Annotated in this window: 20 protein-coding genes, 1 pseudogene and 1 riboswitch; of the genes and pseudogenes, 16 read left to right on the top strand and 5 right to left on the bottom strand. The window is 70.2% G+C overall.

All coding sequences use genetic code 11. The features are described 5' to 3' along the window. Positions 1 to 13: 13 nt before the first annotated feature. Positions 14 to 1237 carry a ricin-type beta-trefoil lectin domain protein gene (locus ACIA8Q_RS13895; protein WP_396317215.1) on the bottom strand — a complete coding sequence of 408 codons (1224 nt, stop codon included), beginning with the start codon at positions 1235 to 1237 and terminating at the stop codon, positions 14 to 16. A 437-nt stretch (positions 1238 to 1674) separates the two neighbouring features. Between ACIA8Q_RS13895 and ACIA8Q_RS13890 the strand changes: the two genes are divergently transcribed. From ACIA8Q_RS13890 to ACIA8Q_RS13870, 5 genes are all read left to right on the top strand, one after another. Next, entirely contained in the window at positions 1675 to 3093 is a 1419-nt protein-coding gene (locus ACIA8Q_RS13890) for a glycosyltransferase family 2 protein (RefSeq protein WP_360204848.1), read from the top strand. Positions 3094 to 3098: 5 nt separating this feature from the next. After that, the gene (locus tag ACIA8Q_RS13885; protein ID WP_396317224.1) at positions 3099 to 4220 is read left to right on the top strand and encodes a glycoside hydrolase family 26 protein; all 1122 of its coding nucleotides are present in this window, start codon (positions 3099 to 3101) and stop codon (positions 4218 to 4220) included. A 560-nt stretch (positions 4221 to 4780) separates the two neighbouring features. Further along, positions 4781 to 6358, top strand: a complete 1578-nt coding sequence (locus ACIA8Q_RS13880; RefSeq protein ID WP_396317214.1) for a glycosyltransferase family 39 protein — start codon at positions 4781 to 4783, stop codon at positions 6356 to 6358. 41 nt (positions 6359 to 6399) lie between these two features. Further along, positions 6400 to 6564: riboswitch (cobalamin riboswitch) on the top strand. Between the two features lie 188 nt (positions 6565 to 6752). Next, entirely contained in the window at positions 6753 to 9155 is a 2403-nt protein-coding gene (locus ACIA8Q_RS13875; protein ID WP_396317223.1) for a ribonucleoside-diphosphate reductase subunit alpha, read from the top strand. Continuing rightward, positions 9155 to 10171 (top strand): ribonucleotide-diphosphate reductase subunit beta, encoded by a 1017-nt coding sequence (locus ACIA8Q_RS13870; RefSeq protein WP_360204383.1) that lies wholly within the window; start codon positions 9155 to 9157, stop codon positions 10169 to 10171. The genes ACIA8Q_RS13875 and ACIA8Q_RS13870 overlap by 1 nt, the downstream gene beginning before the upstream one ends. 72 nt (positions 10172 to 10243) lie before the next feature. On the opposite strand, the gene ACIA8Q_RS13865 is transcribed toward ACIA8Q_RS13870, so the two are convergent. Next, the gene (locus ACIA8Q_RS13865; RefSeq protein ID WP_360204381.1) at positions 10244 to 10432 is read right to left on the bottom strand and encodes a DUF397 domain-containing protein; all 189 of its coding nucleotides are present in this window, start codon (positions 10430 to 10432) and stop codon (positions 10244 to 10246) included. A gap of 25 nt (positions 10433 to 10457) precedes the next feature. Then, on the bottom strand, positions 10458 to 11393 hold the full coding sequence (locus tag ACIA8Q_RS13860) for a helix-turn-helix domain-containing protein (protein WP_387907312.1): 936 nt from the start codon (positions 11391 to 11393) through the stop codon (positions 10458 to 10460). Positions 11394 to 11525: 132 nt separating this feature from the next. Between ACIA8Q_RS13860 and ACIA8Q_RS13855 the strand changes: the two genes are divergently transcribed. The 10 genes and pseudogenes from ACIA8Q_RS13855 (at position 11526) to ACIA8Q_RS13810 (ending at position 16413) form a co-directional block, all read left to right on the top strand. After that, positions 11526 to 11954 (top strand): ATP-binding protein, encoded by a 429-nt coding sequence (locus ACIA8Q_RS13855; protein ID WP_363363467.1) that lies wholly within the window; start codon positions 11526 to 11528, stop codon positions 11952 to 11954. Beyond that, positions 11951 to 12223 carry a hypothetical protein gene (locus ACIA8Q_RS13850; protein ID WP_360204373.1) on the top strand — a complete coding sequence of 91 codons (273 nt, stop codon included), beginning with the start codon at positions 11951 to 11953 and terminating at the stop codon, positions 12221 to 12223. Before ACIA8Q_RS13855 ends, ACIA8Q_RS13850 begins: the two co-directional genes overlap by 4 nt. 19 nt (positions 12224 to 12242) lie before the next feature. After that, positions 12243 to 12874: pseudogene (locus ACIA8Q_RS13845) on the top strand (DUF6879 family protein). A 20-nt stretch (positions 12875 to 12894) separates the two neighbouring features. Next, positions 12895 to 13416, top strand: a complete 522-nt coding sequence (locus ACIA8Q_RS13840) for a DUF6879 family protein (RefSeq protein ID WP_360204368.1) — start codon at positions 12895 to 12897, stop codon at positions 13414 to 13416. A 252-nt stretch (positions 13417 to 13668) separates the two neighbouring features. Further along, positions 13669 to 13878, top strand: coding sequence for a hypothetical protein (locus ACIA8Q_RS13835; protein ID WP_396317213.1), 210 nt, complete (start codon positions 13669 to 13671; stop codon positions 13876 to 13878). Then, positions 13862 to 14374 carry a DUF6879 family protein gene (locus tag ACIA8Q_RS13830; protein WP_387907303.1) on the top strand — a complete coding sequence of 171 codons (513 nt, stop codon included), beginning with the start codon at positions 13862 to 13864 and terminating at the stop codon, positions 14372 to 14374. Before ACIA8Q_RS13835 ends, ACIA8Q_RS13830 begins: the two co-directional genes overlap by 17 nt. Continuing rightward, a complete protein-coding gene (locus ACIA8Q_RS13825; protein WP_396317212.1) occupies positions 14371 to 15210 on the top strand; it encodes a helix-turn-helix domain-containing protein in 840 nt (279 codons plus the stop codon). Before ACIA8Q_RS13830 ends, ACIA8Q_RS13825 begins: the two co-directional genes overlap by 4 nt. Before the next feature lie 94 nt (positions 15211 to 15304). Beyond that, positions 15305 to 15538, top strand: a complete 234-nt coding sequence (locus tag ACIA8Q_RS13820; RefSeq protein WP_396317211.1) for a hypothetical protein — start codon at positions 15305 to 15307, stop codon at positions 15536 to 15538. An 87-nt stretch (positions 15539 to 15625) separates the two neighbouring features. Next, positions 15626 to 15862, top strand: a complete 237-nt coding sequence (locus ACIA8Q_RS13815; RefSeq protein WP_396317210.1) for a DUF397 domain-containing protein — start codon at positions 15626 to 15628, stop codon at positions 15860 to 15862. Positions 15863 to 15936: 74 nt separating this feature from the next. Next, complete coding sequence (locus tag ACIA8Q_RS13810) at positions 15937 to 16413, top strand: hypothetical protein (protein WP_360204353.1); 477 nt, start codon at positions 15937 to 15939, stop codon at positions 16411 to 16413. On the opposite strand, the gene ACIA8Q_RS13805 is transcribed toward ACIA8Q_RS13810, so the two are convergent. Continuing rightward, the gene (locus ACIA8Q_RS13805; protein WP_360204350.1) at positions 16373 to 17176 is read right to left on the bottom strand and encodes an AraC family transcriptional regulator; all 804 of its coding nucleotides are present in this window, start codon (positions 17174 to 17176) and stop codon (positions 16373 to 16375) included. The genes ACIA8Q_RS13810 and ACIA8Q_RS13805 overlap by 41 nt on opposite strands. Positions 17177 to 17225: 49 nt before the next feature. Here ACIA8Q_RS13805 and ACIA8Q_RS13800 point away from each other — a divergent pair, with 49 nt between their 5' ends. Continuing rightward, on the top strand, positions 17226 to 17747 hold the full coding sequence (locus ACIA8Q_RS13800) for a DUF2000 domain-containing protein (protein ID WP_360204347.1): 522 nt from the start codon (positions 17226 to 17228) through the stop codon (positions 17745 to 17747). 103 nt (positions 17748 to 17850) lie between these two features. Here the strand turns inward: ACIA8Q_RS13800 and def are convergent, their stop codons facing one another. Continuing rightward, positions 17851 to 18492 carry a peptide deformylase gene (gene def / locus ACIA8Q_RS13795; protein WP_360204344.1) on the bottom strand — a complete coding sequence of 214 codons (642 nt, stop codon included), beginning with the start codon at positions 18490 to 18492 and terminating at the stop codon, positions 17851 to 17853. Positions 18493 to 18507: the final 15 nt, after the last annotated feature.

The raw sequence follows: 18507 nt of genomic DNA, 5'->3' as shown, positions 1-18507 counted from the left end.
CCCGCGCCGATCGCTAGGCCTGCCCGTTGTACGGCAGCCGCCAGCGCTGTGACACCGCGTCGGCGCAGGGCCTGAGGGCGGCCGTCGTGCCGTCCGTGAGAACGCCCCCCGCGGTCGACAGGCACAGCCCCGAGTCCTGGTGCTGCAGGCGCTGGCCGGCCCCGGCCACCCAGCGCTGCCCGGACCCTCCGGTGCACTCGGCCATCGTCACGCCGCCGCGGTCGCCCGGCACCAGGCAGGCCGCCCCGCCGCGCACCGAACCGTCGTTGCCGACCGTCCAGTTGGTCGACACCGCCTGGTCCCCGCAGGCCCCGACGGTCACCGGGCTGCCCGCCGGCCCGCCGCCGCCGTGCCGCAGGCAGGTCCCGGGAGCCCCCGCCGGGATCTCGCCGGCCGGCAGGCCGACCCGGTTGTGGAAGGCGAAGGACTCGCTGCGCAGGCCGGTGCCGCCGGTCCAGATCTCGAAGCCGGCCTGCACCCGGCACAGGTAGGAGCCCTTCGGCACGTACCCCCGCGCCATCGCGTCGGCCGTGAACAGCCGCAGGTTGAGGCCGCGGGTGGTGTGCGTGGGGGCGGTGCGCACGTAGCTGATGACGCTGTGCGGGCCGGTGATCGGCGCCTCGAACACGTTGTAGGCGGTGTCGCCGATGCTCTGGGCGTCCGTCACCTGTCTGCCGGCCGGGCGGACGTTGTCGGTGGCGTCCAGCCAGACCATCACCTCCGCGCTCTCCCCCGGCAGGCAGTTGTCCGGGCTGGAGCCGTACCAGAGGTCGAAGGACAGGTTGAAGGAGCCGCTCACCCGGCCGTTGGCGTCCCAGTCGGCCGTGGCGTCGCCGAGCGCGCTGACCGGGACGGGCAGTCCGCTCGCGCCGGGCGCGGTGGAGATGTTCGGGTAGGCGCCCGGGGCCAGCGGGTTGCGCGGGACGAAGTCGCGCACCTGGGTGACCGTGAAACCGGTTTCCCCGGAGGCGTCCAGACAGACCGTCCCGGCGGTGTTCCACGGGTTGGGTTCGAGGATCTTCGTCCCGCCGTCGACCGGCAGCTTGGGGAAGGGGAGCTGCGCGGTCGAGCACAGGCCCGGCTGCGCGGGCGCGGACGACTGCGGTCCGGCCGACGGCTGCGCCGCCACCCGGGCCCCGCCGCCGCAGCCGGCCAGGAGTGCGGCGGCCGCGCACACCGCGACGACCGCCCGCAGCCCCCGCGCCGGCCGGCCGGCCATACCGTCCACGATGCTCATCACTCTTCCCCGTACCGTCCTCGATCGCTGGGCGGAAACCGTACACATGTGCTCCGCCCGCACTCGGTCCAGATCACGACCGGAGCCCGGAATCGGTTCCGGACGGCCGCCGGACGAGGGGGGATCGGCCCCGGCGCGGCCGGTCCCGTACGATCCCTCCGTCCCCCGCTCGGCCCGTCGGACAACGGCCGGCGGGCGGGTCAGGTTCACATCGATTACGGCCTCCGGGGGAGAAGAGCCACGTGACTGTCACCGAGGGCACCCGACTCGCGGGCAGCCGCCAGGCACCCGGATCGCGGCGCCGCGCGCGCCGGGACCCGGCCGCCCGCACCCAGTGGGGCCTGCTGCCGCAGCCGCCGGACAACACCGAGAAGTACTCCTACGCCCGCAGCCGGCTGTGGATCCTGACCTGCTTCTCCCTGGTCAGTTTCGCGTGCATGGTGGCCAGTGAGATCGGCCTGCTCGGCGCGACGCCGTGGTTCTTCCTGTTCGTGCCGCCGCTGGCCTTCACGATCGTCTACTACCTGATATCCCGCTGGGTGCACGGCTTCAACGAGACCTTCGACCTCGCGGCGCACCGCGCGCTGGTGCGGGACTGGTCCCCGGAGCGGTACCCGACCGTGGACGTCTTCCTGCCGGTGGCCGGCGAGCCGATCGAGGTCCTGCACAACACCTGGACCCACGTCGCCCGGCTGCGCGACCAGTACCCGGGCGAGGTCACGCCCTACGTGCTCGACGACAGCAACAGCCCGCAACTCGCCCAGATGGCCGTCGACTTCGAGTTCGTGTACGGCACCCGCAACAAGCTGGGCTGGTTCAAGAAGGCCGGGAACCTGCAGTTCGGCTTCCGCAACTCCGACAGCGAGTACATCCTCATCCTGGACGCCGACTTCGCGCCCAGGCCGGACCTGCTGACCGAGATGCTCCCGTACATGGCGGCCAACCCCCGCCTCGGCATCATCCAGTCCCCGCAGTTCTTCCGCATCCTGGACAGCCAGAACTGGATCGAGCGCGGCGCCGGCGCCGTCCAGGAGCTGTTCTACCGCACCGTGCAGGTGTCCCGGCAGCGCAACGACGGCGCCATCTGCGTGGGCAGTTGCGCCGTCTACCGGCGGGCCGCCCTGGAGGAGAACGGCGGCACCACGCTGATCGGGCACTCCGAGGACGTGCACACCGGCTTCGACCTGCGCCGGCTCGGCTGGGACCTGCAGTACGTGCCCGTCGCCCTGGCGACCGGCGTCTGCCCGGACAACGTCGGCGGCTTCTTCAACCAGCAGTACCGCTGGTGCACCGGGTCGATGAGCCTGCTGGGCAGCCGCAAGTTCTGGACGACCAGACTGCGGCCGGTCACCCGGGCCTGCTACCTGTCCGGGTTCTTCTACTACATCCACACGGCACTGTTCACCCTGGTCTCCCCGCTCATCCCGATCGTGCTGCTGCTGGCGAGACCCGACCTGATCCGCTGGCAGAACACCCTGCTGGTGCTGCCCGGCCTGCTCTACGCGACGGTCGTCTTCCCGCTCTGGCACCGCAACCCGTACCGGCTGGAGGCCTGGGCCGCCCGGATGATGTACGGCTGGGCGCACGTCTTCGCCATCTGGGACATCCTGCGGCGCAACCGGATGGCCTGGCAGCCGACCGGCTCCACCGGCGCCAAGCGGAACAAGACCCGCCGCTTCTGGATCGGCATGATCGTCTGGAGCGGCGGGACGGCCGTCCTCTGGGTGGGCCTCGGCATCTGGCGGATGCTCACGATGGGCCCGCTGAACTTCACGCTCGTCCTCGCGTCCGGTCTGTTCTACGCCACCATCGTCGGCCGGGTCCTCGTCCAGCCGCGACCGACGGAAGCCGTGTGATCACCATGCCCGCCCACCCCCGACGGCCCGGCCACCCCCGGCGGCCGGACCGGTACCGCCGGCGGCCGGCACTCGCCCTGCTCGCCGGCGCGCTGCTGCTCGCCACCGCCGCCTGCGGCCCCGAGGACCCCGGCTTCGCGATGCAGGAGGCCGTCGAGCCCGACCAGCCCGCGGCCGCCGCCCCCGCCACCCCGGGCGCCACGGGTGCCCCCGGCACGGCCACCGGCACCCCGAGCGCCGCCGCCAAGCCGAAGGCCGTCCCGGCCGGCGTGCCGTACGACGTCACACCGCTGCTCAAGCCGGACCACAAGTACCTCGGCGCCGCACTGCCCGGCGTCCCCGAGACGATGGACGCGCTGCCCGTCTACACCTCCACGATCGGCAAGCAGCCCAACGTCCTGGAGTTCTACGCCCACTGGGAGGGCGGCTTCGACACCCAGGGCGCCAAGCGCATCTACGCGGCCGGGGCCCTGCCGTACATGGCCTGGGAGCCGTACAACCACTCGCTGGCCTCGATCGCCGCCGGCGACACCGACGACTACGTCCGGGGCGTCGCCAAGTCCGTGGCCAAGCTCGACCAGCCGATCGCGATCAGCATCGCGCACGAGATGAACGGCAACTGGTACCCGTGGGGCCGGCAGGCCGCCAGCGCCCAGGAGTTCGTGGCCGCCTGGCGGCACGTGCACGACCTCTTCGACCGGGCCGGGGCGACCAACGTCATCTGGGTCTGGAACCCGAACATCACCGACCCGGCGCCCAACACCCGGCTCGCGCCCTACTACCCGGGCGACGCCTACGTCGACTGGGCCGGCATGACCGGGTACTTCACCCGCACCGGGCCGAAGAACTTCGACCTCCTGTACGGGCCGACCATGGCCGAGATCCGCGGCTTCAGCCAGAAGCCGTTCTTCATCTGCGAGACCGCCTCGGAACAGGGCAAACGCCAGCTCGCGGACATCGACCAGCTGTTCTCCGGGGTCGCGGCGCACGACGACATCCTCGGCTTCGTCTGGTTCAACATCGTCAAACGGGCCGACTGGCGCGTCGAGGCCGTCCCGGAGACCCTCGCGGCCTTCAGGCGGCGCGTGTCCGACCCCCGCTTCGGCTTCGACATCCGGAACCCATGATGAGCGCAGAGTCAGAGTTCGCCCCCGCCCCGGACGACGCGGCCGCCGGGCCCGCACAGGCGCCGGTGCCCGCACACCTGCCCGTACCGGTGCCGGACGAGGCCGTACCCGCCCCGGCCGCCGCACGGGCCGCGCGCGCCGCCCGGGCCGCCCACGCCCTGCGGGCCGCACGGGCCGCCCTCGACGCGGACACCCGTGACGGCGGCGGGCACCCGCCGACCACGGCGGACGCCGCCCCCTCGGCGCCCGCGGCCGGGACCGACCTGTTCCGCCGCGCCGACCGCTCGCCCGGGCCGGGTGCGGCGGGAGGCGACGGTGCCGGGCCCGGCGTTCCTGCGTCCGGGGTCCCTGCGTCCGGCGTCCCCGGGCCCGGGGTTTCCGGGACCGGCGGCCCGGGGACCGATCCGTCCGGGCCGGCCGTTCCCGGGCCCGACCTTCCCGGGCCCGACGTTCCGGCACCCGACGTTCCCGGGCCCGACCTTCCCGGGCCCGACGTTCCGGCACCCGACGTTCCCGGGCCCGATGTTCCGGGACCCGATGCGTCCGACGCGCCGCCGCAGGTGGCCCCGACCGGCGCCCCCGGCCCGGTGGACGACCAGGCCGTCGAGCTGGCGCCGTACACCATCCCGCAGGTCCCCGCGATCGGCTGGGACCCGGCCCCCAGCCCCCGGCGCCGCTGGATCGCCCGCGGCGTGCTCGCCGCCGTCCTCGTCATCCAGGCCCTGCTCTCGCTGCGCCTGCTCGCCGCCGCGCACCCCGACGAGGCCGCCGCCATGGTGGCCGGCCGCCAGCAGCTCGACCACCTGCTGCACGGCACCCCCGTGACCACCCACCTGGCCGAGCGAATACCCGGCACGCCCCAGCTGTACCTGCCGTTGGCCGGCGCCGCCGCCGACGCCAACGGCATCTTCGGCGCCCGGGTGCTCAGCCTCTGCTTCGCCCTGCTCACCACGGTGCTGCTGTACTCGCTGACCCGCCGGCTCTTCAACGAGCGGGTGGCGATCTGCTCGATCGCCGGCTACGCGGTGGTGCAGTCGACCGTCGTCGTCGGCTTCTACGCCGCGCCCGAGGCGCTCGCCGTCCTGCTGGTCGCCCTGGCGGCCTGGGTCACGGTGTTCACCGCGCGCCGCCCGGTGGCCCTCGTCCTGCTCGCCGCGCCGGTCGCCGCCCTGGCCTGCGCCGTCGCGTACTCCGCGGTGTTCACGCTGCCCGCGCTGGTCGCGCTGGCGGCGGCCACCACCTGGCCGCGGCGACGGCTCGGCCCGGCCGCCCTGCGGTCCCTGCTGCTCGCCGCCGGCACGGTGGGCGCCCTGCTGCCGTTCGGACTGCTCGGCAAGGTCGCCGGGTGGTCCCCGGCCCACGGGCAGGGTTCCCGTCCGGGCGGCGAGATCCTGCTGAACACCGTCCAGTGGGGCGGCCTGTTCACCGTCCTCGCGGTGGCCGGCACGATCGCGTACGCCCGCCGCGAGCAGCTGCTCGAGTCGCCGGAGAACGACGGCGTCACCACCACCCGCGCCCAGCGCGCCCTGCTGGGCACCGCCCTGACCTGCACCGCCCTGCTGGTCCCGGCGGTCCACCTGGCGCTGGGCACCTCGGGGGCGCTGTTCCGGCACCTGGGCTTCGGGATGCTGCTCGCCGCCCCGCTCGCCGGGGTCGGCCTCACCCGGCTGGTCGGCGCGCACTTCCGCCACCCGCAGCTGGGCATCCTGGTCTGGGTCGCCCTGCTCGCGCTCGGTCTGGAGCAGTCAGCGCTGCGTTACCAGAACGGGCCCGACTCCGGCCGGCTGCTCGCCGTCCTGCGGGTGCACGCCACGCCGCAGGGCCACTACCTGACCGAGGTCGACGGGCTGCCCGAGTACTACCTCGGCGCCGTCAGCCGGCCCGAGCAGTGGACGTCGGCCCGCTCCGGGACGGACTACCGGGACGCGGCGGGTGTCGAGCATCACGGCGACGAGGGCAGCGCCGCCGCGATCAAGGACGGCTACTTCACCGTCGTGGTCCTGGACAGCACCGCCCCGGCCGCCACGGACCGCGTCCTGGCGACGGCGCTGGCGAGCGGCGGGCACTACCGGTTGATCGCCCAGTTCACCTCTCCGACGGGCGATTCGAGCACCTACAAGGTCTATCTGAAGCACTGAACGGCCGCCGGGCCCACCGTGGCCCACGACACGTCGGCCACAACATATGGTGCCGCCGCAGTCAGCCGCCACTAGATGTATGCTCACTCCTGCTGTCAAAGCAGGGGAACCCGGTGCGAGTCCGGGACTGCCCCGCAGCGGTGTGCGGGCGGCTCGACAAGCCGCGCCCGCGAGTCCGAGTACCTGCCGACGGCGTGCGCCACGGCCCTCCCGCAGAGGCCGCGCCAGCACGAGCAGTACCTTCCGGGCCTCGCGGGCGGGCCGGGGACGCCACCGTCGCGCGACGCACTCCTGCGTACGCGCCGTGCTCCCCTGCCCCGTTCGGCCCGGACCCGATCACCGCCGCCGATCGCCGCCAGGAGAGAGCGCCTTGACCACCGCTGCCTCAGCCACCCTGCCCACCCAGGGCTCCGGTTCCGCCCCCGCCGCCCCGACGGTCTCCGACCCCGGCGGCGCGCTGCTGCGGCTGCTCACCGACCGTAGTGTCGATCTCCCCCAGGTGGACCCCGGCCATGTCGCCGCCGCCGCGCTGCGCGGCCGCCACGCCGGCTCGGACTTCGCCGAGCTGCGCGGGCTGGCCGTGGACGCCGCCGCGTCGATGATCGCCGAGGACCCCCAGTACTCGAAGCTGGCCGCCCGCCTGCTCGCACTGGAGATCGTCGACGAGGCCGACAGCCAGGGCGCGACCTCGTTCGCCGCCTCGATCGCCGTCGGCCACGCCGAGGGCCTGATCGGCGACGCCACCGCCGCCTTCGTCGCCAAGCACGCCGCCGCGCTCGACGCGCTGATCGACCGACAGGGCGACGACCGCTTCGAGTACTTCGGCCTGCGCACCGTGCAGTCCCGCTACCTGCTGCGCCACCCGATCACCCGCAAGGTCGTCGAGACCCCGCAGCACTTCCTGCTCCGCGTCGCCTGTGGCCTGGCGGTCGGCGACACCGAGCAGTCCGTGCGCGAGGTGGCCGAGCTGTACCGCCTGATGAGCCGGCTGGAGTACCTGACCTCCTCGCCGACCCTGTTCAACTCCGGCACCCGCCACCCGCAGATGTCGAGCTGCTACCTGCTCGACTCGCCGCTGGACAACCTGGACTCGATCTACAGCCGCTACGCGCAGATCGCCCGCCTCTCCAAGCACGCCGGCGGCATCGGCCTGTCGTACTCGCGCATCCGCTCCCGCGGCAGCCTGATCCGCGGCACCAACGGCAAGTCCAACGGCATCGTCCCGTTCCTGCGCACCCTCGACTCCTCCGTCGCCGCGGTCAACCAGGGCGGCCGTCGCAAGGGCGCCGCCTGCGTCTACCTGGAGACCTGGCACGCCGACATCGAGGAGTTCCTCGAGCTGCGCGACAACACCGGCGAGGAGGCGCGCCGCACCCACAACCTCAACCTGGCGCACTGGATCCCGGACGAGTTCATGCGCCGCGTGAACGCCAACCAGGACTGGTCGCTGTTCTCCCCCGCCGACGTCCCCGAGCTGGTCGACCTGTGGGGCTCCGACTTCGACGAGGCCTACCGCAAGGCCGAGCAGGCCGGCAAGGCCGTGCGCACCATCCCCGCGCAGACCCTGTACGCCCGGATGATGCGCACCCTGGCGCAGACCGGCAACGGCTGGATGACCTTCAAGGACGCCTCCAACCGCGCCGCCAACCAGACCGCGCTGCCCGGCCGCACGGTGCACTCCTCCAACCTGTGCACCGAGATCCTGGAGGTCACGGACGACTCCGAGACCGCCGTCTGCAACCTCGGCTCGGTCAACCTCGGCGCGCACGTCGCCGAGGGCGCGTCGGCGGAGGACCTGCTCGGCGCGATGGACTGGGAGCGGCTGGACGCCACCGTGCGCACCGCCGTCACCTTCCTCGACCGCGTGGTGGACATCAACTTCTACCCGACCGTCGAGGCCGGCACCTCCAACTCCCGCTGGCGGCCGGTCGGCCTCGGCGTGATGGGCCTGCAGGACGTCTTCTTCAAGCTGCGGATCGACTTCGACTCGGCCGAGGCGGCGCGGCTGTCCACGCTGATCGCCGAGCGCATCATGCTCACCGCCTACGAGCGCTCCGCCGACCTGGCCGAGCAGCTCGGCCGCCACGAGGCGTACGGCGAGACCCGCGCCGCCCGCGGCGAGCTGCACATCGACCACTTCGACGTGCAGCCGCACTGGGCCGACCGCTGGAGCGCGCTGCGCGCCCGGATCGCCGAGACCGGCCTGCGCAACTCGCTGCTGCTGGCCATCGCCCCGACCGCGACCATCGCCTCGATCGCCGGCGTGTACGAGTGCATCGAGCCGCAGGTGTCCAACCTGTTCAAGCGCGAGACGCTCAGCGGCGAGTTCCTGCAGGTCAACCCGTACCTGGTGCGCGAGCTCAAGGAGCTCGGCGTCTGGGACCAGACGACCCGCGACGCCCTGCGCGACGCCAACGGCTCCGTCCAGGAGCTCGGCTGGCTGCCCGCCGAGGTGCGGTCGCTGTACCGCACCGCGTGGGAGCTGCCGCAGCGCGCGCTGATCGACCTGGCCGCGGCCCGCATGCCGTACCTCGACCAGAGCCAGTCGCTGAACCTGTTCATGGCCGCGCCGACCATCGGCAAGCTCAGCTCGATGTACGCGTACGCGTGGAAGGTCGGTCTGAAGACCACCTACTACCTGCGCTCGCGCCCGGCCACCCGGATCGCCCAGGCCGCCTCCGGCACCGCCCGTGCCGCCGCGCCCGTCCCGGTGAACACGCCGACCCTCACCCCGGAGGAGGAGGCCGCGCTGGCCTGCTCCCTGGAGAACCCCGAGTCCTGCGAGGCCTGCCAGTGATGTCCGACGACCGCGAGAAGATGCTGCTCGACCCCGGGTTCGAGCTGACCCTGCGCCCGATGCGCTACCCGTCGTTCTACGACCGGTACCGGGACGCGATCAAGAACACCTGGACGGTCGAGGAGGTGGACCTGCACTCCGACGTCGCCGACCTCGCCAAGCTGAGCGAGGGCGAGCGGCACATGATCGGCCGGCTGGTCGCCTTCTTCGCGACCGGTGACTCGATCGTCGCGAACAACGTCGTGCTGAGCCTGTACAAGCACATCAACTCCCCCGAGGCGCGGCTCTACCTGAGCCGTCAGCTGTTCGAGGAGGCCGTGCACGTCCAGTTCTACCTGACGCTGCTGGACACCTACCTTCCGGACCCGGAGGACCGCAACGCGGCCTTCGCCGCGGTGGAGAACATCCCCTCCATCCACCAGAAGGCCCAGTTCTGCTTCAAGTACATGAACGCGGTCGACCACATCGACTCGCTGCAGAGCAAGGAGGACAGGCGGGCGTTCCTGCTCAACCTGATCTGCTTCGCGGCGTGTGTCGAGGGGCTGTTCTTCTACGGCGCGTTCGCCTACGTGTACTGGTTCCGGAGCCGGGGTCTGCTGCACGGTCTCGCGACGGGTACCAACTGGGTGTTCCGCGACGAGTCCATGCACATGGACTTCGCGTTCTCGGTGGTGGACACCGTGCGCGAGGAGGAGCCGGACCTCTTCGACGAGCAGATGGCGAAGCAGGTCACGGAGATGCTGGAGGAGGCCGTCGAGGCCGAGCTCCAGTTCGCCCAGGACCTGTGCGGTGACGGCCTGCCCGGCATGAACACCGCCTCGATGCGCGAGTACCTGCAGGCGGTGGCGGACCAGCGCCTCGCCCGTCTCGGGCTCCCGATCCGCTACGGGTCCAGCAACCCGTTCGGCTTCATGGAGCTGCAGAACGTCCAGGAGCTGACCAACTTCTTCGAGCGCCGGGTGTCGGCGTACCAGGTCGCCGTCGAGGGCTCGGTCTCCTTCGACGACGACTTCTAGGAAGTAGCCCGGTAGACGGACGGAGAGGTGCCCCGCACGGCCACAGCCCGTGCGGGGCACCTCCGTGTTGGATCAGTCGGCCGAGAACTCCCCGGACTTGACCCCCACGAGGAACGAGGCCCAGGCCTCAGCCGGAAACAGCAGCACGGGACCGCCAGGGTCCTTGGAGTCCCGGACCGCTGTCGTCATCGACCTGGCCTGTGCCTCGATGCAGTTCCCGCCCTGCCCGCTGTAGGTGCTCTTGTGCCACTCGCCGGTCATAACTCACCCATCTCTTGCCCGGAGTTCAGAACCCCTGTCGTACCCGAGCGATCATGTCGAGACTGTCAGCCGGACTCAAGGCGATTGAGCGGAGCGAGTCGAAGATCAATGTGTACTCATCGATCTCGGCTGGCGTCTCCATGTAGAGCGTCCCTGTCCGGTGCTCGACGCAGACTACGTCCGAGTAGTCGGGAGACGGGAAACTGAACATCACGAATGAGCCCATCAAACCAGCATGGGCACCGGCGCGGTCCGGCAAGACCTGGAGCTCCACATAGGGATGCCCAGCCATCTCGACCAGCTTGTCGAGTTGCCCAGCCATCACCTTCGCGCCACCCACCTGAACGCGCAACGCCGATTCGCCCTCGATCACGCACAAGCGCGGCGGGTTCGGCCTGGTGAGCACCTCCTGTCGCTCCATCCGAGCAGTCACCAAGGCATCCACTTGTTCGGCGGCCAGCCCGGACGGTTTGGCCTGCATCACCGCGCGAGCGTAGTCGGGAGTCTGCAGCAGGCCAGAGATCAGCATGTTCTCGAACGACCTGATGTAGTCAGCCGTCTCCTCGTAATCGATGAAGTCCGAGTAGGACGGCCGAGCCAAGCTCGCCCGCTGCACCCACCCGGGCTCTCGGCCCCGACGAGCAAGAGCGACCAACTCCTCGACACGGCCGTGGTCTTCCACACCGTAGAAGGTCAGCAGATCTCGCAGCTCGCCGAGCGAGATGCCCAGCCGCGCGTTCTCTATCCGGCTGATCTTCGAACGGTGACAACCGATACGCTCCGCCGCCGCTTCGGGCGACTTGCCGGCTTCCTCTCGCAGCCTGACCAAAGCAGCCGCCAATCGCCTGCGGCGCACTGTGGGTCGCGCTTGGCTCATCTGATGCTCCATCACACCGGTTAGGCCCAGATCATACGCCCCGGAAAAAGATCTTGGAAAATTTCCATCGGGCAAGTTGCGCATTGACTCATTTCCACCGCATGCTACTTGCTGTAGTCCGCCATGCCACCCAGAGTGACCGCCGCGGACTCATCCCGGGCATCCCCATGCCCCCTTCAGCCGCTCTCACCTGCACACTCCAGAGGTGGCCCCGCCATGCCTGAAGCCGCTCCCCTCTCCCCCGCCGAGCAGACCTGCTGGCTGCCCCGGCACCGCACGTCTCCCCGAGCCGCCCGGCAGGAGCTCCGCGAGTTCCTGCTCCCCCACCCCTGCGGCGAACGCCTGCTCCCCACCGGGGAGTTGCTGGTCAGCGAGCTGGTCACCAACGCCGTCCAGCACGCCCGCACGCCGCGCGACCGCCTGATCCAGGTCCGCTTCACGCTTGCCGACGGCCTCCTCCGCATCGAGGTGCATGACGCCGACAGCGAGAAGCCGGAACTCCGCGAGGCGGCCGACTCCGAGGAGGCCGGCCGCGGCCTGCTCCTCGTCCACGAGTTGGCGCAGAGCTGGGGCTGCTGCCCGCGCCGGGGCGGGATCGGCAAGGTCGTCTGGTGCCAGATCTCCCCCGAGCAGGCCGCCGCATGAGTGCTGTCCGGGCCGGAATCGTCGGCATCATGCTGCCCACCGTCTTCCCGAGCCTCGACCACGCACTGCCCGTGCTGTGGGAGCGGGTGCGCAAGCTGCCCGTCCGCGAGGCCCACCGGGACTTCGTCCGGCTCTGCATCGGCCCGGGCGGCGGCGAGGGCGTCGCCTACTGCCTCGCCCGCGGCGGCCGGTGGAGCACCACCCTCTACGTCGGCGAGCTGACCCGCTGGACCGCCCACCCCATCACCATCACCACCCACCACCCCTGAACTCGGCCGCCCCGGGCTGGTGCTCACACCAGCCCGGGGTGGTCGAACGGCCTTACGTCCCTCGCAAATCCGCGTCCTTGACCCCGCAGCTTCGAGCGGGACAGGCTGCGCATCGACGAGTCGCCCCCTCTGGAGGTTCACTTCCGTGCTCAAGGGTCAAGACTTCGGCCTCCTCTTCGAGACCTTCGAACGAACGGCCTTCCGGCTCGAAACACTGGCCGTCTACGACGTGGACGAAGAACGCGAGGAGTTCGCCGACTTCCTCGCGGGCAAAGGGCTGCCGCCCGACTGTGCCGACAACCCGTGGGTCCGCTCGATGACGGATCTGGGCAAGCGGGTGGCCCGGGTGCACGTCCTCCGGTCTCCCCTGTCGGACTACCTCCGGTACGAGCTGGCGGCCTACCCCGGAAACCTCAAGGCCGGCGAGTCGATCGGCATCATCGACACGGCCACCAGCAGGTGTCCGGCCTCCCCGACCACGACTTCTGGCTGTTCGACGACACCCGGGTCTACCGGATGCACTACACCGACACCGGCACGTTCACCGGCGCCGAACTCCTCCCCGCCGACCGCCTTCCCGAGTACCAGCGGTATCGAGACATCGCCCTCACCCACGCCGTCCCCTTCGGGGACTACACGGCGACCCACTGAGCCACCAAGAAGGGTTGATCATGACCATCTCTCGTGACGCCTTCGGCGCACTCTTCGAAAGCTTCCAACAGGAGGCATTTCGACTGGAGACCCTGGACGACTACGGCAACTCCGGCAACGTCGATGCCTATCGGGCATTCCTCGCTGGGGAGCCTCAGCCCTCCGGCTACAACAGCGAATGGCTGGCGAAGGTCAGGAGGAACACTGACGCCGGCCGCCGGATGTACCGAGTCCACGCACTGACCCGGCCACTCACACCGTACCTCCAGTTCGAACTGGGCTGGGGGTACCGAGCGAACGCCGCCGCTGGCGAGGAGTTCTTCATCCTGGACGTCACAGGGAGGTCGAACCCCATCGACGGTTGCCCCGACTTCTGGATGTTCGACGAGTCGACAGCATTTTCCATGGCCTACGACGGCGAGGGCAGGTTCATCGGGGCAGACGAGGAACCTGACGTGAAGCAGTGGATCCACTGGCGAGACACAGCTCTGCGCCAAGCCGAGCCGTTCGCCGACTGGTGGGAGCGTCACGGCAGCCAGTGAGGGAGGAGCTTGGCGTCACCACCCACCTGCCTTGAAGTCCCTCCCCGCCCAGCGTTCACGCTGGGCGGGGAGGTCAGACCTGCCCGCGTGGGACCGCACACAGTCGCACGGCAACGTGCACGTCCCACAGATGCCAAACCAAGATCCTTAGTCAATGACGTGCATAGTCACGCCGATGCGTGGACGGCCCGCCTCCATGCCTCTAGCGTGGCTACCGGTTAGTCAAACCGGCTCGAAAAAGGGAGGCTTGACATGTCTGGACGCGCAGCTCTCACCCGCCTCACGGGCAACGGAAGCGGCGAGTGCGGAGAGAAGGACTGCCCCAACGTCTACCAGACGGATACGGGGTCGTTCGTGATCCAGGGCGACCTTTCTCTCGCCTTCACCCCGCCCAACGGGGAGGGCCTCGTTGAGATTTCGGAGAGTGTCCTGAGGGAGGCATTTCGTGCTCTTGGCTGGTGACACCTGGAACCAGTGCTTCGATTCCATGCAGTCGGAAGCGTGGCGGCTCGAAACGCTTCCCACGTACACCATGCCGCAGGAAGCCGAGAAACTCTCCCGGTTCCTGTCCGGCGAAAACTCTCCCGACGACTACCAGTCAGGGTGGATGGATGAGGTGGCAGAGTGGACGGCTGCAGGTAAGCGCGTCGGCCGCGTCCACATCGTCAAACGCCCACTCTCCGACTATCTTCGGTTTGAATTCGAGTACTACTACCGGCATCACCTCAGAGCCGGCGAAGACATTCGAATCCTTGACGTCACCGACAAGGAGAACCCCCTCCAATCCGCTCAGGACTTCTGGATGTTCGACAAATCCAAGGTCGTCCTCATGAACTACAGAGCGGATGGAACTCAGATCAGTCGCGAGCTCTTCGACGGCGACCTCGCACCTTACCTCGAATACCAGCGGATCGCCATTTTGGCTTCGGTTCCATTCGCGGAGTACCTCGGATCGTGACGCTCCACCCAGAGCAGCTGGGCCAGTCCAAGCAGGAACTAGCTGCGACGCTGAAAGATCTGCGAAAGCGAGCCGGGCTCTCGGGAGCCCGGCTCGCTGCACGCTGCAACATGTCTCAGTCGAAAATTTCCAGGATTGAGAGCGGGAAAAGCCCGGCCACTCCCATGGACGTGGAACAGATCCTGCGAGCCTTGAAGGCCCCACCAGAGATACTGGCTTCGGTCGCGGAGCTCGCGCGCCTGGCGAGCACGGACTGGCAAGGCCTCCGTGCGCTGCGAAGGAAGGGGCTTCACCGCAAGCAGCAGGAGCTCGCCAACCTGGAGTCGTCGTCCACCGAGTTCAGGTTCTTCCTTCTGTCGATGATCACTGGGCTTCTCTCCACACCCGAATACATTAAGGCTAGCCTGTCCCATCTTCAAGGCGACCAAAGTCAGCTCATCGCACGGAAGCTGAGCCGACAGGAGATCCTTTACGACACCGACAAGAAATTCACGTTCCTGCTCTCGGAGATGGCTGCCAGGTGGCCATTGATCCCAGCTCCGGCCATGGCCATGCAGATTGATCGACTCATCTCACTCTCACGGCTCCCCAACATCCAAATCGGCATAATCCCATTGACCGGCCTGATGCCCGTCGCACCGATGGACACCTTTACCGTCTACGACAGGTCCCTCGTAACCATCGAAACTACCACTGGAGTCCTGGCACTCAGGGACCCGAAGGACGTCGCAATACACGTGGATACCTTCTCCACCATGGAGGGATGCGCCATGTTCGGCGCAGAAATGAGAAACCTCCTCGAACAGTGGTCCGACGACTTCCGAACTTCGACCTAGGAATTTATGCAACCGCGCGCATAGATGTGGAATTACCTGAGGGCCGCGCCTACCGTTTAGTTAAGCCGGGAAGCCAAGCCACGGGGAGTCCGCGATGCCCGCTGAGAATTCCGCGCAACCGACCAGTGCCCGCCGCCGGACGCATGCCGAGTTCATGGCGCGGGTCGACGACAACCCCGTCCGGAAGGACCTCACCACCGGGGGCCTGGTCGAGATCGTCGGCGCCCAGGACGGCCGGGCCCTGGTCCGGCCGCTGTTCGCGCCGGACGCCCCATCGCGGCAGGCGCCCGTCGACCAGCTCACCACGCGTATCAGCCTCTGGGGCTGACCGCCCTCGAATCTTCCGCCCAACTCCTGGGCGGGACGGGGCCGTTCCGTGCGTGCCCCGGAACCACACCGGAAGGTGGTGTCGGCGATGACCGATCGCAGCCTCTACGAACTCGACCTCTCGCAGCTCACGCTCAACCGCGCGTGCGGCGGCAACCAGGGCGGGGGTGACGACGGCGAGTCGTGCGTGACCCTCGGCCTGGTCGAGCACGGCGTCTACGCCCTCGGCGACAGCAAGCGGCCCGACCGCGCGCCCCTCCTCTTCACCGCCGAGGAGCTCACCAGCGCCGGGATCGACCCGGCTCGGTTCGGCCTGTCCGTCTGAGCCTCCTGAAAGCCCCTCCCGCCCGCGGTCCCGCGCGGGCGGGAGGGGATCAACGCCCCAGAGGAGAAGCACCGTTGCACTTCCACGGCTACGAGTGGGCCGGTGACGGCCGACTGTTGACCAGAGAGGCCGAGCGGCGGCCGGTCGACATCATCCGCTTCGGCGCCTCGGACCTCCCGCCGATGATGACCGGCTGGTGGCTGCGCCGCCCGGCCTCCCAGGTCCGGGGCACGTGGGACACCCCGGAAGCCGCCGTGCTCTGGCTCACCGCTCGCTACACCGGCCACACCCCCGACGGCGACCCCTGGCTGCCGCTCGACGCCCGACGCCGGTACGCCCTGGCCCAACTGGCCGGCGCCTGCGACGTGCTGTGGTCCCGCTGGATCTCCGACACCCGCTGGTCGGGCCACTACGTGATCGTCTGCCCGCACCGGCTCTGGACGGACCTCCCCTGCCCGGCCGGCCGGCCCGCGCCGGCAACGAAGCCCGCCGCCGCCCCCGCGGTGCCGCTCAGCCGCCCCGCGCCGTCCGGGCGTACCGGCCCGGGGTGACGCCGCAGACCCGCTTGAAGTGCCTGGTCAGGTGCGACTGGTCGTAGAAGCCCGCCGCGGTCGCCACCTCGCCGGGCGGCCGTCCGTCGAGGAGCAGCCGGCGGGCGAGGTCGACGCGGCGGGACGTGACGTACTGGTGCGGTGCGAGGCCGAACGCGGCGCTGAAGGCGCGGACGAGGTGCGCGGGGTGGGCGTGCAGCACTCCCCCGGCCTCCTGCAGGGTGGTGCCGTCGAGCAGCCGCTCGTCGAGGAGGTCCCGCAGGTCCTGGGCGACGCCCGGGCGGGGCGACGGATCGCTGCCGGCCGGCCGTGGCCGCAGGTGTGCGCGCAGGCGTTGGCCGATGAGGGCCAGGCGGCTCTCCGCCTCCAGCTCGTCCCCCGGGTCGGCGAGGGCGGTGTGCAGTTGCCCGATGCGGGTGCGCAGCAGCGGGTCGGCGAGGTCGGGGCCGTCGACGGCGGGCCCGATGTAGCTGGCGTCCAGCTGGGTCATGTCGAGGTAGAGGACGCGTTTGCGGAACCCGTGGGCGGTGGCGGGCGAGCCGTTGTGCGGGACCAGCGGGGGCAGCAGGCTGACGGTGTCGCCGGGGGTGCCGCGCTGGTGGCGGTCCAGGTCGTAGCGGACCGCGCCGTCGTCGACGATCAGCAGCGTCCAGCTGTCGTGGACGTGCATGGGGTAGGCGTGCTCGGTGAAGTGGGCGTGGAAGACCTCGGTGACGCCCGGGACGGTCGGACGCCAAGCAGAGATCTCCTGCCCGGATGCCATGCAAAGAACGTACAAGACGGCGGGGGCGGGCGCCCCGCAGTCTCGACGCATGAGAACGATCGATGAGACCGGCGCCCGCACGGAACCCGGGGCCGGGGCCGACACGGCAGCCGACACAGGGACCGACACCGGGACCGACGCGGGGACCGCGGGCGCGCCCGTGCGCTTCGACACGAAGATCGCCGTCCTGCTGCGCGAGGACCTGGAGCCCTGGCAGCGGCTGAACGTCACCGCCTTCCTGGTCAGCGGCCTCGGCACGGTCCGCCCCGAGCTGGTCGGGGAGCCGTACGCGGACGCCGACGGCACCGCGTACCTGCCGATGTTCCGCCAGCCCGTCCTGGTGTTCCAGGGGACGAAGGAGGTGCTGACGGCCGCGCACGGCCGCGCGCTCGGCCGGTCGCTGCCGACGGCCGTCTTCACCTCGGCCCTGTTCGCCACGGGCAACGACCGGGACAACCGGGCGGCCGTGCGGGCGGTGCCCGGGGATCTGCTCGATCTGGTGGGGCTGGCCGTCCACGGGCCGCGCAACGCGGTGGACAAGGTCCTCAAGGGGGCCCGGATGCACCACTGAACGACAACCGCGCCCGAACCGGCGCCCGCCCCGAACGGGGGGACGCACCGCTGCCCCGTACGGAACTCCCGTACGGGGCAGCGGTGTTCGACGCGGGCGGCGACTACGCGTTCGGCACGGTCGCGTAGCGCGGGGTGCCCTCGGCCATCTGCCGCAGGGCGTCCTTGCGGTCGCGCTTGGAGAGCTTGTCGATGTAGAGGAACCCGAAGAGGTGGTCCGTCTCGTGCTGCAGGCAGCGGGCGAAGAAGCCGGTGCCCTCGACGCGGATCGGGTTGCCGTCCTTGTCGACGCCGGTCACCGCGGCGAAGTCCGGGCGGGCCAGCTCGGCGTAGGCGGTCGGGACGGACAGGCAGCCCTCGTTGCCGTCGTCCAGGACGCGCTTGCGGTCCGCCGGGTACTCCTCCAGCTTCGGGTTGATGACGTGGCCGATGTGGCGCACGCCCTCGTCGTCGGGGCAGTCGTAGACGAAGACCTTGAGGTCGACGCCGATCTGGTTGGCCGCCAGGCCGACGCCCTCGGCCGCGTACATCGACTGGAACATGTCGTCGATCAGCGCGGAGAGCTCGCCGTCGAACGCGGTGACGTCCTTGACCTCGCGGTGCAGGACCGGGTTGCCCACGACGGTGATCGGACGCGCGGTGCCCTTGGAGAGGTCCGGCTCCTCACCGACCACCTTCACCGGCTGGGCCGCGTCCCCTGCGGGCTCGTGGTCGTGGTCGTGCTGGTGGTCGTGCTGCTCCGCCATCGCTACTTTTCCGCT

Origin of the sequence: Kitasatospora sp. NPDC051705 (assembly GCF_044453265.1) — a bacterium.
GTDB lineage: Bacteria > Actinomycetota > Actinomycetes > Streptomycetales > Streptomycetaceae > Kitasatospora.
The sequence above is the reverse complement of the archived record's forward strand: the minus strand, read 5'-3'. Positions and strand labels throughout refer to the sequence as shown.

What these genes read in the sequence shown, in the direction of transcription:
- ACIA8Q_RS13895 (WP_396317215.1), bottom strand. Translation starts at nt 1,237, where the DNA reads ATGAGCATCGTGGACGGTATGGCCGGCCGGCCGGCGCGGGGGCTGCGG.
- ACIA8Q_RS13890 (WP_360204848.1), top strand. Translation starts at nt 1,675, where the DNA reads ATGGTGGCCAGTGAGATCGGCCTGCTCGGCGCGACGCCGTGGTTCTTC.
- ACIA8Q_RS13885 (WP_396317224.1), top strand. Translation starts at nt 3,099, where the DNA reads ATGCCCGCCCACCCCCGACGGCCCGGCCACCCCCGGCGGCCGGACCGG.
- ACIA8Q_RS13870 (WP_360204383.1), top strand. Translation starts at nt 9,155, where the DNA reads ATGTCCGACGACCGCGAGAAGATGCTGCTCGACCCCGGGTTCGAGCTG.
- ACIA8Q_RS13865 (WP_360204381.1), bottom strand. Translation starts at nt 10,432, where the DNA reads ATGACCGGCGAGTGGCACAAGAGCACCTACAGCGGGCAGGGCGGGAAC.
- ACIA8Q_RS13860 (WP_387907312.1), bottom strand. Translation starts at nt 11,393, where the DNA reads ATGCGCAACTTGCCCGATGGAAATTTTCCAAGATCTTTTTCCGGGGCG.
- ACIA8Q_RS13855 (WP_363363467.1), top strand. Translation starts at nt 11,526, where the DNA reads ATGCCTGAAGCCGCTCCCCTCTCCCCCGCCGAGCAGACCTGCTGGCTG.
- ACIA8Q_RS13850 (WP_360204373.1), top strand. Translation starts at nt 11,951, where the DNA reads ATGAGTGCTGTCCGGGCCGGAATCGTCGGCATCATGCTGCCCACCGTC.
- ACIA8Q_RS13840 (WP_360204368.1), top strand. Translation starts at nt 12,895, where the DNA reads ATGACCATCTCTCGTGACGCCTTCGGCGCACTCTTCGAAAGCTTCCAA.
- ACIA8Q_RS13835 (WP_396317213.1), top strand. Translation starts at nt 13,669, where the DNA reads ATGTCTGGACGCGCAGCTCTCACCCGCCTCACGGGCAACGGAAGCGGC.
- ACIA8Q_RS13820 (WP_396317211.1), top strand. Translation starts at nt 15,305, where the DNA reads ATGCCCGCTGAGAATTCCGCGCAACCGACCAGTGCCCGCCGCCGGACG.
- ACIA8Q_RS13815 (WP_396317210.1), top strand. Translation starts at nt 15,626, where the DNA reads ATGACCGATCGCAGCCTCTACGAACTCGACCTCTCGCAGCTCACGCTC.
- ACIA8Q_RS13805 (WP_360204350.1), bottom strand. Translation starts at nt 17,176, where the DNA reads ATGGCATCCGGGCAGGAGATCTCTGCTTGGCGTCCGACCGTCCCGGGC.
- ACIA8Q_RS13800 (WP_360204347.1), top strand. Translation starts at nt 17,226, where the DNA reads ATGAGAACGATCGATGAGACCGGCGCCCGCACGGAACCCGGGGCCGGG.
- def (WP_360204344.1), bottom strand. Translation starts at nt 18,492, where the DNA reads ATGGCGGAGCAGCACGACCACCAGCACGACCACGACCACGAGCCCGCA.